The 13782-nt window shown below is 43.4% G+C and carries 13 protein-coding genes; 1 reads left to right on the top strand and 12 read right to left on the bottom strand.

The features are described 5' to 3' along the window. Positions 1-214: 214 nt before the first annotated feature. The 12 genes from LC036_RS01665 to LC036_RS01610 all read right to left on the bottom strand — a co-directional run bounded on the left by LC036_RS01665 (position 215) and on the right by LC036_RS01610 (position 12787). The gene (locus tag LC036_RS01665) at positions 215-931 is read right to left on the bottom strand and encodes a phosphatase PAP2 family protein (RefSeq protein WP_226577317.1); all 717 of its coding nucleotides are present in this window, start codon (positions 929-931) and stop codon (positions 215-217) included. Between the two features lie 87 nt (positions 932-1018). Further along, complete coding sequence (locus LC036_RS01660) at positions 1019-1519, bottom strand: GNAT family N-acetyltransferase (protein WP_226577314.1); 501 nt, start codon at positions 1517-1519, stop codon at positions 1019-1021. Positions 1520-1555: 36 nt separating this feature from the next. Further along, positions 1556-2413 (bottom strand): DUF2785 domain-containing protein, encoded by an 858-nt coding sequence (locus LC036_RS01655; RefSeq protein ID WP_226577311.1) that lies wholly within the window; start codon positions 2411-2413, stop codon positions 1556-1558. Positions 2414-2468: 55 nt separating this feature from the next. Beyond that, positions 2469-3419: a GNAT family N-acetyltransferase gene (locus tag LC036_RS01650; protein WP_226577309.1), complete on the bottom strand. Its 951-nt coding sequence runs from the start codon at positions 3417-3419 to the stop codon at positions 2469-2471. Between the two features lie 196 nt (positions 3420-3615). Further along, positions 3616-4401 carry a hypothetical protein gene (locus LC036_RS01645; protein WP_226577307.1) on the bottom strand — a complete coding sequence of 262 codons (786 nt, stop codon included), beginning with the start codon at positions 4399-4401 and terminating at the stop codon, positions 3616-3618. 79 nt (positions 4402-4480) lie between these two features. Continuing rightward, positions 4481-5047 carry a histidine phosphatase family protein gene (locus tag LC036_RS01640; protein WP_226577304.1) on the bottom strand — a complete coding sequence of 189 codons (567 nt, stop codon included), beginning with the start codon at positions 5045-5047 and terminating at the stop codon, positions 4481-4483. A gap of 13 nt (positions 5048-5060) precedes the next feature. Continuing rightward, positions 5061-5795 (bottom strand): class I SAM-dependent methyltransferase, encoded by a 735-nt coding sequence (locus LC036_RS01635; protein ID WP_226577301.1) that lies wholly within the window; start codon positions 5793-5795, stop codon positions 5061-5063. A gap of 21 nt (positions 5796-5816) precedes the next feature. Next, entirely contained in the window at positions 5817-6686 is an 870-nt protein-coding gene (locus LC036_RS01630; RefSeq protein ID WP_226577298.1) for an alpha/beta fold hydrolase, read from the bottom strand. A gap of 265 nt (positions 6687-6951) precedes the next feature. Beyond that, entirely contained in the window at positions 6952-7590 is a 639-nt protein-coding gene (locus LC036_RS01625; protein WP_226577294.1) for a lysozyme family protein, read from the bottom strand. Between the two features lie 140 nt (positions 7591-7730). Beyond that, positions 7731-8912: a type III PLP-dependent enzyme gene (locus LC036_RS01620; protein ID WP_226577291.1), complete on the bottom strand. Its 1182-nt coding sequence runs from the start codon at positions 8910-8912 to the stop codon at positions 7731-7733. A gap of 3 nt (positions 8913-8915) precedes the next feature. Then, complete coding sequence (locus tag LC036_RS01615) at positions 8916-10907, bottom strand: IucA/IucC family protein (RefSeq protein ID WP_226579940.1); 1992 nt, start codon at positions 10905-10907, stop codon at positions 8916-8918. Then, positions 10907-12787, bottom strand: a complete 1881-nt coding sequence (locus LC036_RS01610) for an IucA/IucC family protein (RefSeq protein WP_226577288.1) — start codon at positions 12785-12787, stop codon at positions 10907-10909. The genes LC036_RS01615 and LC036_RS01610 overlap by 1 nt, the downstream gene beginning before the upstream one ends. 201 nt (positions 12788-12988) lie before the next feature. Between LC036_RS01610 and LC036_RS01605 the strand changes: the two genes are divergently transcribed. Next, positions 12989-13735 carry an IucA/IucC family C-terminal-domain containing protein gene (locus LC036_RS01605; RefSeq protein WP_226577285.1) on the top strand — a complete coding sequence of 249 codons (747 nt, stop codon included), beginning with the start codon at positions 12989-12991 and terminating at the stop codon, positions 13733-13735. The last annotated feature ends 47 nt before the right edge of the window (positions 13736-13782 follow it).

Here is a 13782-nt window from a genome sequence, read left to right as displayed (position 1 = left end):
TTTTATATTCATTTACAAACAACATCCTTGCCTATACCCTCTTTTAACTCTATGACCAAGCCATAGGTCTCATTAACCACAAAGAGGCAGTACATTTAAACCTAACAGCATTTCCCTTTCATGATAGCATGTTTATGTAAAAAAATACCATGGTATTTAAGGACATAAAAAAGCCGTTCTAATCCAGGTTGACACCTGAATCCAGAACGACTTCTTACGAAGACATCGTTTCTTTTTTAGAAGATGATTTTCTCCGTCTTTTACGGAATAACATCATTTCAAGAGATGCAATACAAATGAGCAGCCACCCCAGTCCAAGTGCCAGCCCGGCTAGAATATCTGTAAAGTAATGTACGCCGATAAAGGTACGGCTGACGGCAATGGTTATAGTTAATAGGCCAAGCAGGATATTGATGACCCACTTCCATTTTTGGTTGAGATGACTAACGGCTACTAAATAGATTAAGAATCCGTAAAAGGTGATGGATCCAGACGAATGACCACTCGGAAAGCTGAATCCTACACCATCATATTTAGCAAGAACTTCAGGCCGCTGGCGTTCAAAGATCAGTTTCAGTCCCTTTGTTAAAGCGCTGATGCCGATCATATTAATCACAAAAAAGATCCACAGCCAGTTACTTTTATCTGAAATAAAAATGAGATAGACCAGAATGAGAAGAGATCCCGAAGTCAGCCACCATACCGCTCCGGTTTCCGTAATCGTCCCCATAAAGTTCTCCAATGATGGTGTATTCACAGCGCTCACAAAATCTGTGGCCATCTGGTCAATCGCAAACTTCTGTTCTTCAACCACTTCTTCTGCGAGGACAATAAAACTATAAAAAGCAGCGCCCATAAGAAAGAAACCAATGATAATCGTTGCGATCGAAGCTTTAGAAGGATTGGATGGATGAATTCCTTTAAAAAGCAAAAGCTCTCCTCCTGACAAAATGTAAAGTTACCTAACCTTTACCCTTCGATGAGCATGTTTGAAACAAAAGATCACCTACTAATTTTTTCAAGAAGTCCTTGAGAATATGTAAACTTCTCTTCCCTGGCGCACGCTCACTTCAGCACATGTCATCCCCGCTTTTTCGGCTATTCTCATAGATGGAGAGTTGCCCTTCTGAATGAGAGAAAAGAGCTTGGGAAGCTTCAAATGCTTTAATCCAACCTTCACAAGGGACGATGCTGCTTCTGATGCATACCCCTGTCCCCAGGATTCAGGTCTGATCCAATATCCGACTTCCACTTCTTCTTGATCATTTATCATTTGCGGCACAAGCCCCGCATGCCCGATTCGTTCCCCATCTGATTTTCTAACCATGACCTGCAGACCATAGAATCTGCCTTTTTTATAAGTCTCTTGGATCCACTGATAAAAATCTTCTGATCCTTTCCTGTCTTTCACCTGACCTTTTCCTATATACCGGATCATATCTGGATCTGTCAGCAAAGTATGAAGAAAATCAAAATCATGGCCTTCATAAGGACGAAACAGAAGTCGTTCTGTTTCCATTTCTCCACCTTCCACGTCACATTTTTAACCTATACATTATTGTTGAGAAAACCCCGGATTATATGTGGTTTCCAACTCTATCATCCATTCCCTCAGGTCGACAGCGGGCTCCTTCACTAAAAGCCTGAGGCCGACAGACCGCACAAAGTTCTTCACATTTATTTTCGTATGAAGCTCATAATCTGATGATGCGAGATCATTGGTCCATTCCTTAAGAGTGGTCAGCGTCATACCTTTAACACCAACCATCCCACATACAGCCGTTGCCATTCTCTCCTCTTCTTCTGCATCAAAAACCCTTGGGGCATGGAGCACTAATTGTTTCATTGCTTCCCACACATCCCTGCATACATCAACGTCTGAATACCGATGAATGACACATTCATCCATAACATCCGAAATATGTGCTGGAGCATGGGCCCACCCTTTTCCTTCTACAAACCCACGGTAATCCTTCTCCATATGACAATATCGGGCAAGACTCTCCACCACTTTTGTAAAATCCGGGCGTGAAAGAAAAGGCTCCTGTTGATCACGGTGGATCAGCAGTGCTAAGACAAGAGAAGAAAAAGAACGGAGAAAAACACTGTCTTCCCCTTCTTCTCCAATCCTATAAAACAGTTTATCCTCTGACAGCATCTCTTCCATCAATTCCTGTAACTCATATGTGTTGAGAAGCCGGTCCTGAATCAGTAATTTGATAAGTGCCTGATACCCTAACTCATCCCGGAGTTCCGGATCAGGTGAACCAAGGACAGCTGTGATCTGCTTCACCACTTCATAGGCGTTGGTTTGCTCCAGCTGACTATTGTCCCCTTTTATAATGGTCCGGATTTTTTCTTTCATATCTATGTCATGAATACCTAGATAATAAACGATTGTAAACCTCTCCATTCATTGTTGAAATCGCCTTTCACACTACTTATACAAGTTCCTATTTCTGGTGAATTCACTGAGATAGCTGATAGTCATGATTTAACAAGGCATAGACCTGGGTATCTCTAAATTCACCCTTAATGTATTCATTCTTTCTTAACGTTCCTTCATAGACCATTCCTACCTTCTCCATGACCCGCTGTGAACCAAAGTTGTCCGTGTCACATCTTCCTTCTATCCGGTTCGCCTTTAATTCATGGAGACCATAAGAAACCAGTTTTTCAAGAGCTTCTGTGGCCACCCCTTTCCCCCAATACTCTTCGGATAGAAAGTAGCCGAGCTCGATACTTTTATGTAAGTTGCTCCAGTCAATAAAGGCAGCTACTCCGATCACTTTACCTGTATCCTTCCATTCAACAGCCCACTCTCCGGATTCCCCGGTCTCATAACCGGAAATAGCCGCAGTCAGGAATTCTCTTGTTACATCGGGAGATGCATTGGTTTCCCAAGTCATCGGATAAGCCACTTTAGGATTGGAACAAAATTCATAAACATCGTTTACATCTGAAAATTTGAGCTTTCTTAGTCGTAAACGTGAGGTTTCAAAATCAGGTAGGCTTTTAAGATAGCTTTCAAAAGTCATCGATTCCTCTTCCTCATCCTTAGCCTCTGTAACCGTTCCCTGATGAAAGCACATCTGCCACTTTCCGTATGTACGTCTCCACACCGAACTGCGCAGCGAATGCTGCCCCTTACTTTCAATAAAAATTTCAAACGTCGTCAGGGCTGTTGTAGAAGAAAGTTCCCGCATTTCAAAATTCCTGCACGTAATCCCCGGGTCGTTTTCTTTTGGCAGACGATCAAGAACGTTTGCTTTATCAAATACATTTCCTGTGCTTGAAATTTCCATAAAATCCGGGGCTAGTAATTCATCAAGCTGCTCCCTTGATTTCCGTGTTTCCGCTCTAAGTAAGGTTGTCTCCAGGTCATAGAGATGCCCGTTCAACGTTTTTTCATTGTCCATAAGTCCTCCCCTTTTCCATTACGATTCTTAGGTAGGTGCATATTCCGACCTACCTTCTAAAAACTCTTATTTTATGTAATTGACATATCTTAACTTTATCACTTCAGGTAAAAAAAGACAGTACATCCTTATAAATCCGCCATAGCCTTGAGCTGTATAGACATTAAAAAACCCAGGAAGACAACTTCCTGAGTGTTTACTCCATCCTATTTTCTCTTTTTCTAACCAAAAACCAAACCGTTTCAAATAGAATCAGCAACAGAAAAAAAACGATAGCTGCAGAAATCCAATAATTCAGCGGAGAGATCACCGACATCGTACAGCAGCTTCCCCCATAGTAGTATGGAAGAGGCGGGTCAATTTCCGGGTAGTTTAACTGTGCGAACGACAAAGGAAAACCGGTATCCATAGGAAAAGCCCCTTTTAACTGCCCACGGTTTTCGATCCATCTGCCTTGATAACCCGTAAAAAAAGTGAGGACAATCGCAGCAATCATACAGATCATATAGCCTGATGCTCTTACCAACATCATAGAATTCCATTTCTCACTTAGATAGAATCCTGTCACAATGAGTAAAGAAGGAACCACGGAAAATAAGAATCCAATCTGTACAGAAGGCTCGTTTAAAAATCCACCGTAGGAAGAATCCAACCACAGCCCTGAACTTACACCAGCAATATGATAGAGCGAAAATAATGGAGAAACTTCCTTTTCAAAAACAAGAGTAACCCATAACAAAAGCCCTGTTCCCGTAAGAACCGCTGTCGATATCCATAGATTTTTCCTGCGTACATTTTTTAATAGAAGAAAACTTAGAAGCAGATAACCAATCACGTTTATAATCAGTAGAAGCATAGAGAGAAATCCTGCCCCTCCATGACCGAGACTACGATAAGAGATCACCTGAAAGAATAGGTTTAAAATACCTATCACGATATGTATCCAAAGAACACGCCACGCCAATACATTTCTCAACGACACCACAACTTTCCCCTTCAAAATCCTCCATCATTGTAGTATATCGTTTACATTCCAACAAGAAAGCAGTAGGTAGACACAACTACCACTCCTCCCTTACCCATCCTCCGTCCGTTAAAAAGTCTTTCCGCGTGAAGGAACAGCCTTGGATGATCTCTCTAAAGGATGTAATAGTTCCATCATGGGATACCATGCAAACCCGCTCTTTCCCATGATTCTTTAACCAGTTCAAAAAGGACTCTGCTGCGATCTGAAAGTCATCACCCGGCATACGGTTGATTCCTTTTTCCCAAAGGGAGGTGGAGGAAAAATCATCTATATAGAATTCCTGTTCAATCCTGCTTTTCTCTATCGTCTGATCGCAGGGAAGTGCTTCCCACCCAGGTTTTTGCGGAAACATTCGCGGGTCGGCCATTGGACTGATGATCACATCCGCCCCACTTCCTTCTGACCAGATCATCGCTGTTTCAATCGTCCGCTTCATAGGACTTAAGACGAGAAGGTCGCTTGAAGTTAATGGAAGTTCCGACTGTAACTGCTCAGCCTGTGACCTCCCCTTTGACGTTAAAGAAGGATGCAGGTGGTGTAAGCTGTCGGGAGGATTGATTGTGTGTTCCCCCTGGGCATGTCGGACAAAAATCAGTTCCACCGTCTATCTCCTCCTAGATTTTTTCACACGAAAATATTAAAAAGAGCGGAATCCGCTGCCTTCTTTTTAATTCTTCATCTGAATCGAAATTCTCTTTCCCCGGTTCGCCTTCTCGAAGGTCATGGATTCGAAACCCGGCTTTCAACAAAAGTTTGAAATATTCTTCCAGGGTTCGGTGATACTTAATCACTTCCTTATCCATCCACGGCTCACGTCTTTCTCCTTGATGAAAATAATCGTCCACTATCCAGTTGGTTCGTCTGCCTGTTTGGAAGGCACTCTCAGTCGAGGAAGTTAATACAGGATGCTGCACACTGAAAATCAAGCGGCCACCCACTTTCAACGCCTCATGAATGTTTTGTAAAACAGCATCCAGCTCCTCTATGTAATGCAGCACCATCCTGGATACGATAAAATCATAAGAAGCTTCACGGAAATCCAACTCCTCTAAAGAAGCATGGTGAATGACAGCATTAAATGGAGAAACCTCCTTCCAGGCTGCTTCTACCATGTTTTCTGAACCTTCCACCCCTTCATAAAAAACACACCCTTTTTCATAAAGTTCAGACGCCCATGCAGCGTCCCCACACCCTAAGTCCAGGATATGCGCCCCCTTGATATCACCCAGCGACTCCATAATTACCGGTTTTTCCATCGCATTATTTGGACTTTCTTTTCGATGCCTTCTAGCCATATAACGAGAAAAGAAGTCTCCTTGATCATAAACAGAAGCACCCCGGTATCCCATTGAATCCCTCCTCTTTTTATCTTATCTATGTACGGCTTCCGTCCGTTTGGTTAAAAAAGCTTCGATATCCTCAAGCAGCGTTGGATCTGTCCAATGAACGTGATGACCGCCTTCCACCGCTCGATACGAGACTGGTAGATTAAATCTCTTTAAGTGATCAATTGCCCTGAAGGTTTGATCCCATTCTTTCTCATCATGATGACGAAACGTTGCATAGGCCAGCAGAGCAGGCACTCTCAGTTTTTTCATTAATTCAGGCAGGTTCATATGATAATAGCCAAACAAAACGCGCACTCCATTTGCTGAGAATTCAGCAGGTGTCCCAAGCGAAAGCGCCACATACTCATCCGGTTCAACTCCGACATGATCACAAAACTTTTGAACATGTACGTCAGTAACTTCTTTATCCTCGGTTTTAAACAGGGAAGCAAGTTTTCTTAAGACAGGACGGCCAAACAATTTCACCCCTGCATCCAAGAGAGGAAAAGCATAACCAAACGCGCCGAATTCAGAAACAGGGACTTTCGGGCATGATTTATGCCCTTGGTCCAGCAGCACCAATTGATTAACCCGCTCCGGATAATGAACCGCAAAGGCAAGAAGGATAGCTCCGCCCAGTGAATGACCGACTAAATGCGCCCGTTCAATCTGCTGCTGATCCAAATATTCTCTCATCCAGTCCGCTAGCACCCTTGTATCTATTTTCTGATTGATTCCAATACTCCTCCCTAAACCAGGAAGGTCAATCATATGAGTTTCGAAATCCTGCTTTAACCGGTCGGCAATAATGAATCCCGCATTCCCAGAAAAACCTCCTCCCGGAAGAAAGATAAGCGGAGATCCCGTTCCTACTTTTTCTACATAATAATCATAGCGCACAGTATTTTCCATTTGATCACCCCTCCCTATTTTAGAAAATTCCGACACATATGTACACAAAAAGACACCCATCCCTCATTGGATGCGTGTGTCTCTTACCCATATTTTCGATGTTTGGATTTGTTAGTATCTCTAAATACGGAGAAAACAGCCACTTTTATTATGGATCGCTGACTCTTTCTACAGGGGAGGGCAGCGACGTGGCCCCCTTCTCTAAAACAAACAAGCTCAAGTTACTTCAGAATCTACTGTTTTTGAGAGGAAGACTACTAAAACATTACACATCCATCAAATCATTGGAGCCTTCTTCATAATAGTCCAGCACCGCATCAACATAGAAAATGTCCCCGTAACAGGCATCGTATTGTTCAGCCTCCTCACGAATACAGCTGTAGATGCCTGTATCTTTAAGCTCCTCATACTTTTCGGCGGAAAACTCAATCGCCAGCTCCTGCGAATATTCGCCACCCCGGTTCATTACAAAATCAATAAAACCCGTGCCGAAATTATAAGATTGAAGAGCAAGCCTTACATCATAATCAGCCATCTCAAGCGTTTGAGCAAAATAGGAAACACCCTGTTCAATCGATTTTTCCGGATCTTCAATACAGCCAACAGAACCGCAGTAGGATTCAGAAGCCTGCATAGGGTCGTCTCCCCTGCCGCCTGACTCCTGCATCATTAAAGCTAGTAAAATATCGGTATATTCCTCAATGCCTTCCTGCTTTGCATAAGCTTCTACTTCCTCTTCATATTGAAGCACCTGTCTCGACAAATCTTCATTATTCTCACTTGTCGTACTGCTCGTGACCGGCTCTCCGCCCTGCCCATTCAATATGAAATAGAAAACACCTAAAAGAAGGAAAGGAACAAAAACATAGATCCATAGATTGCTGCCAGCTTTCTTCTGTGTCATTTGTCCTCTCCTCCTTTTTGTTTTCTTTTACTCACTGAAGACATCTGTCCTCACCTGTCTACTACTAGTTTATCATGGTCCTTAATCAAAGAAAGAAAAAAGTGCCTGCCCGATGTTCTCAGGCAGACACGTTGTTATACTTACGATCGATCGATATAGACCATATCAGGATGTGGATGACTTAAGAATTCATGGTGTGAGATCGTCCATGCATAAGCCCCCGCATATTCAAAAATAATGACATCCCCCGCTCTCAATTCTTCCACAGGCTGCTCACGTACAAGAACATCATTTGGGGTACACAATTCACCGGCAATCGTAACAGCTCTCTGACGAACCCCCGGACGCTCAAAGGAATAACGCCAGCCTTCTATTTTATGTATCCGGAAAGGATGACTCATTTTCCAGGCTGCCGGCAGACGAAGGTGATGCGATCCACCACGGATCAAGGCAAAAGGGCGCTGATGATTTGTTTTCACGTCCAACACCTCTGTTACATAAGAACCACAGCCAGCCGTCATAAACCTTCCCAGTTCAAGAATCAGCTTCAGCCCATCCATTTCCGCTTCAAAGTTTGTGATTCCTGCAGCCAGCTCTTCCCAATTAAAAGGCTCTGAGGGGTTCCAGTAATTAATACCTACACCACCGCCGACGTCAACAACTTTAACTTCCAGATTATACTTCTCACGCCATGCTTTTGTTTTTTCCACACAGGTTTGTATAAACTTCATGTGCTTCTCTGCATCCAGATTATTCGACATGGCATGGAAGTGAAAACCATGAATAACAAGGTTTTTTCGTTTTTCTGCTGTCTGGATTAAAAGAGGAAGATCCTCCTCATCTACTCCGAACTGCGTCGGTGTACCAGCCATCATATGATGGCTTTCAGGTACATCTTTCCGCAGGTTTACACGGATTAAAACAGGAAGAACCGCACCCATATTTCCAGCGATCTCATTCACCCGGTTAAGGTCATGGAAGCTCTCGATATTGATATACTCTACTTCCTTACGGATAGCCGCCTCGATTTCGCGGTCCTTCTTTCCTGGTGCTCCAAAAAGGATCGAATGACTTCCGATTCTTCCAGCTTTCCTTATTTCTCCTTCTGATGCCGCTTCAAAGCCATCTACTATCGGGCCAAGCGTTTCTAATACGCGCTGATCCGGGTTTGCTTTCACCGCATAGAAAAGACGGCAGAAAGATGGAAGACTCTGTTTAAGCGTCTCTGCATGTCGTCGTAATTGGTTAAGGTCATAGACATAGGCACAGACAGGGTCACTGCTTTCTTTCATTGTGGTTTCGATATATTGTTCGATTGTCATTACTTATTCCTCCGCTGCTTTCTCTCCTGCCAATGGATTTGGCACCTCGCTGTAGCCATAGCTCTTACTGCCGGTCAAGCGCATCTTCGTCAATGATTTATGCATCACTGTGGACTGATATAAAAATTCACGGTCCTCTTCCACCTGATCGGTAATCTCTTCATCCAGCGCTAATGTATCCAGTAACTTGTTCGTCAGCTTTTTCACCTGCTCCCAAAAAACCTCTTCCGCTTTTCCGGAATATTGGACGAGCTGACGAATCATCTCACCAAGATGGTTTTGAAACACCGTATAATACAATTTATTGTGCATCTCAGAGCGCTTATTGGTTACACTGACAGAATCCGGAGCAAATACAGGGGATAAACGCTGCTTTCTGAGCCGGTCTGTATAAATACGCGCGCCACCCCAATCCCTGAAAAAGAAGCGGGAGATCCGACCGTTTCTGAATACAGGAATGCTGTTTTGCAAATGTCCTTCAAGAGCAATGCCATACTTCACCATGAGAGTAAGATAACCCGGAAGCACCGTTTCAATATACTCTTGGAAAAAATCTCCCGCTGCCGCGTCCGGTTTTCTCTTCTCTTCCCGGGCATAATGATCGAGAAAATCTTTTAAAACCGTCTGATCACTATAAGGAGATCCAGCATATAAAGCCATGCCGGCCACTGCAATCTCCCCTTCCTCCAGAACATCATCAATATCCTCACGCAGGAGCATCGTTAAATTCCGGCTTTTCAAATCATCACTTGACCGGAAAGCTGCACCCCCCAGTTCGTTAAGTGGTACAAACCCCTTCAGTTTGTTCTCACGCTCCATAACCGATTGAATCAAAGATGTAAAAACGGTTGAATTTAAAGCGGTCTGACTAGAAATGGAACGAACGGTGGAAGTCATCTGACTATTTACCGCAAGCTTTAATACCGGACCATCCTGAACCGGGGCAACGGTACGGAACGAGGAAGTAGCTTCAACTTCCATCCGGGGTTCGTGAAGAAGGACGACCTCACCCGCTTGAATTTCTTGTTGATAAATGGACGGAATCGCATTTTCAAACTGCCACGGATGAGCAGGAAGAATATAAAATTGTTCTGGATCAAGGCCATATTGAAGCAATTCCTGGTGAGCGGCATCCCTTTGACTTCTGTAATAAATGTCTATAGAAGCATCCGTAACCGCTATGCATTCTCGTCTCACCGCCACAAACCGGAGCGAATAGGATTGATGGAATTCCGGTGAATACCGAAACACATCCTCATAAGACAAATCAAGCTTCGTTTTCGCTCCAGGGTGAAGGTGGTGCCCCTCAACAACAAGCTGCTCAAAAAATAAGCTGGGAGAAAACACCCCATTTTCCTTCTGTTTCTTTTCTAAGTACTCCAGGAGCGAGTCTGCCTCAAGACGACGCCCATCCTGCTTAACCTCCTCTTTCCATATCTCATCAAAGAGATAAGCAAGCGTTAAATTGGATGTTCCATTATTCAACTCATGAATGAAGGGAAAGAAATTAGGAAAATTACGATCATGGAAAAGCAGTTCAACAAGCTCAGCTGCTGAAGAAACCCCCTGACTATCCCGATGATCGATATAAAGAATCTCACCAGTTGTCTCTACCATTCGAAAAGCATACTCACTTCTTATTGCAAACAACAGGGCATATCCATCCCTGTGTATAAGCTTATACGTCAAGTTTTCGTCTAGTGGTATGGCAGATAATGTTTGATGAATGGGCTCCGTAGAAAGGTGTTTCCCATCAACCCATATCACGCCTCCTCTCATCTGAACATCTTCTGCTTCATCATACATCCCTTCAATATTCTCCCGCAGTACGGAGTCCGCCAATTTGCACAAAATGCCTGTACGGCCTTTTTCTTTTTGTCTTAAAAAAACTGGAACTAATGATGGATGGTGCTCTTGTAAGAATTGGAGGCATTTTTCTTCCTCGACTACAGGAGTTGGAAAGTCTTTTCTGATTTTTCCTGCTGCTGAAAACATCACGGGTAATGGACCCCCTTTTGATCTACAAACGGATTTGGTGTCGTGACATACTGATTATCCGTATACTGATCGGACAAGCGCATACGGACAAGAGATTTCATCTTTAAATGGTTTGTGAATAAAGTGGAAACATCTCTTTCAGCTTCTTTCACGTAATCTTTTTCTTCTATTAAGTTGTCATAAAATTCCCGAATCACGGCCTGAACTTCCGCCCATAACGTCTCTTCATCTAAGTTCAGCCGCCTTGACAGGGATACGATAATTTCTCCCAAATGATTGTGAAGCACTGCGTGAGAAAAAACAGCCAGAAGCTCTTCATGATCATCTGTCAAAAGGTTGGTACTAGGATCAATAGGCTGGGATTCAAAAAATCGGTCTAATCGTTCGTTTAAAATACGGATGCCGCCGTTATCTCTCAAAACCACACGCTCCGGACGGCCATTGCGGAAAATAACGACACAATTCTGCAGATGAGCTTCCATGCTGATTCCATATTTCGATATAAGCATCAACATACCTGGTAAAAGCGCCTCAGCATACTGCCTAATGAACAATTCCGGTGATCCATCCGGCTGTACTTCCATCATTTCCTGGGAAATGAGCTTTCCCGTAAGAGGAGAATCTGCCACTAAGACAGCTGCCGGAACTGCGATTTCATCTACTCCCAGGTTCCGCTCCGGATTTTCCCGAATAATTGCGGCTACATTCTTCTGCAAAAAGTGACGTTCTTCTTCAGGTACAAATTCCTTTGGCTCGTAATGAATGCCGGCTGCTTCGCTCATCATCGTTAACTTTGAAGCAAGGTTGGCATCATTGGAAATAATCCTTTGGAACAACTTCGATAACGTCGGTCCATTTTTCGTTGACGCGGCAGAAACCGTACGGACAGCGCTGGTCATCTGGATGTTTACAGCTGTTTTTATATGGTGCTTCTGAGTATCTTTTAATGGAGCAAGCGTGCGGAATGAAATGAGTGCTGCCATCTTAATGAAACTTCCTTCAATAGGAATAATCGTTCCTCTTTTTAATTCTTCTTCATATTTTGTCTGTACAGTATGCTGAAACTGCCAAGGGTGTACTGGGATGATGTCGTAATCATCCTCATCCAGGCCCCGATTTTGTAATACCAGCTGAAAAGACGCTTCAAGCTCAGGATATTCCTTAAATAAAATAGATTTTAACGTTCGGTTATCCATAGATGTCCGTTGGTAAACTTCTTTATGTACAGCAAGTGGAATGACATCCGGCTGACCCTCCCATTCAGGTGCATACCGGAACACTTCTTTTGGACTCAGACCAAGTCTTGTTCTTGCACATGGATGAATCGTATGTCCCTGAATAACCCACTGTTCAAAAAAGGTAAGCGGACTAAATGCTCTATCGGCTTCTTTCTTCATCTTCACGTAGGACCATACATCATTTGTCTTTCCTGCTTCTGCTTTAAGCGCAGGGACCCGCTTCTCTACAGCCATCAGGGCAAGAGCATAGTTATGAACACTATTAACGATTTCTTTCAAGAACGCAGACTGGTACGAATTTCTTGAACCAGGCGGATAGACAGCAGTAAGAAAGTCTGCCGGTTCTGAAATAATCTGAGATCTTTGTTTACGATCCACCCATAGGATGTCTCCCTGAATGTCTATGTGACCCAGTAGATACATCCTGCCAACAGGGACACGAATCGTTTCTTCCGTGCCGGGGCGGAGAACGATTTCCCTTTTGCCTTTCGACCACTCCCATTCGATCACCCGTTCACGGACCACCGCCTGAACCAACTGATGCAGAATGACGGTCTCCGCCTTTTTCAGTAAATGGAGATGCTCTTTTAAATACATCTCATAATTATCATAGAAGCTGATTGAATTTAATTCTTTCATACGTTTCACCTCATTGGACGCCTGTGCATATATGTATAGTCTCCTATTCCCTAACAAAGCAGGGAGTAATCGAACCTTCATTCCCTAATCCTATTCCCACTCACCTGCTTATTATGCTCGTTGGTGTTGTTGAATTGGGGAAAATATTTTATACTTGATAACAGTTATCATTTACAAAATCTAAATGTGGGAGTCATTGGTATGAACACTACATTTGAACAAATACAAAACGATCATAAACTTTATATTGGTTCTGAATATCAGGACCGCATATCCTATGAGGTCGCGGACTTGATTGACAATAAATATTCGACGCGGGAACTGCTTGAAACACAAATGCGTCAGCTGGATGCTCCGAATCTGACTATTGCCGGGCTTTTATTTGGCAAAATGTACTCTGTTTTAACGATGGGTTTGTTTGAATCCCTTGTTAAACACGACCTTGTCATCGAAACCCACCCAGAAAAGATCGGCATTGAATTAAAAGAAAAGAATGCCATGAACTATATTATAAAAGAAGAGCATGTCCATAAGGCAACAGATCTGCCCGATGAAAAGGTGAAGGAGCAGATTTACACATTCATCACACTTCACCTCCAGCCATTGTTCCAGACAGTTGCACGTGTTTCAAAGTGTAAGGCAACACATATGCGCTCCATCGTATCTCATAATCTACATCAGCGGAAATGTGCGCTTGCCCAGACAGATGTAGATCAGGAACGACTGGAAAAGGTTTTTCACTGGTTCACCTCGCATGAGCTGTTCCAGGAAAACCGCCGCAACCCTCTTCACTTTAAATTTCGTTATTACAAAGCCGATAACGGAAAAGAAACCTACGTGCGCAGACACTGCTGTATGAAATATATGCTGCATAATGCCAATAAAGAGAAATGCTGTCCGACATGTCCGCTTATCCCGGATGAGGAACGTGACGATCGAATCAAATAATCTTCAAAAAACCCCTGCTGCGAACCTTTCGCAGCAGGGGTTTCCTT

Origin of the sequence: Halobacillus litoralis, assembly GCF_020524025.1 — a bacterium.
GTDB lineage: Bacteria > Bacillota > Bacilli > Bacillales > Halobacillaceae > Halobacillus > Halobacillus litoralis_D.
This window is presented reverse-complemented; position numbering and strand designations above follow the sequence as displayed.

What these genes read in the sequence shown, in the direction of transcription:
- LC036_RS01660 (WP_226577314.1), bottom strand. Translation starts at nt 1,519, where the DNA reads ATGGAAACAGAACGACTTCTGTTTCGTCCTTATGAAGGCCATGATTTT.
- LC036_RS01630 (WP_226577298.1), bottom strand. Translation starts at nt 6,686, where the DNA reads ATGGAAAATACTGTGCGCTATGATTATTATGTAGAAAAAGTAGGAACG.
- LC036_RS01625 (WP_226577294.1), bottom strand. Translation starts at nt 7,590, where the DNA reads ATGACACAGAAGAAAGCTGGCAGCAATCTATGGATCTATGTTTTTGTT.
- LC036_RS01650 (WP_226577309.1), bottom strand. Translation starts at nt 3,419, where the DNA reads ATGGACAATGAAAAAACGTTGAACGGGCATCTCTATGACCTGGAGACA.
- LC036_RS01655 (WP_226577311.1), bottom strand. Translation starts at nt 2,413, where the DNA reads ATGGAGAGGTTTACAATCGTTTATTATCTAGGTATTCATGACATAGAT.
- LC036_RS01610 (WP_226577288.1), bottom strand. Translation starts at nt 12,787, where the DNA reads ATGAAAGAATTAAATTCAATCAGCTTCTATGATAATTATGAGATGTAT.
- LC036_RS01605 (WP_226577285.1), top strand. Translation starts at nt 12,989, where the DNA reads ATGAACACTACATTTGAACAAATACAAAACGATCATAAACTTTATATT.
- LC036_RS01620 (WP_226577291.1), bottom strand. Translation starts at nt 8,912, where the DNA reads ATGACAATCGAACAATATATCGAAACCACAATGAAAGAAAGCAGTGAC.
- LC036_RS01635 (WP_226577301.1), bottom strand. Translation starts at nt 5,795, where the DNA reads ATGGGATACCGGGGTGCTTCTGTTTATGATCAAGGAGACTTCTTTTCT.
- LC036_RS01615 (WP_226579940.1), bottom strand. Translation starts at nt 10,907, where the DNA reads ATGTTTTCAGCAGCAGGAAAAATCAGAAAAGACTTTCCAACTCCTGTA.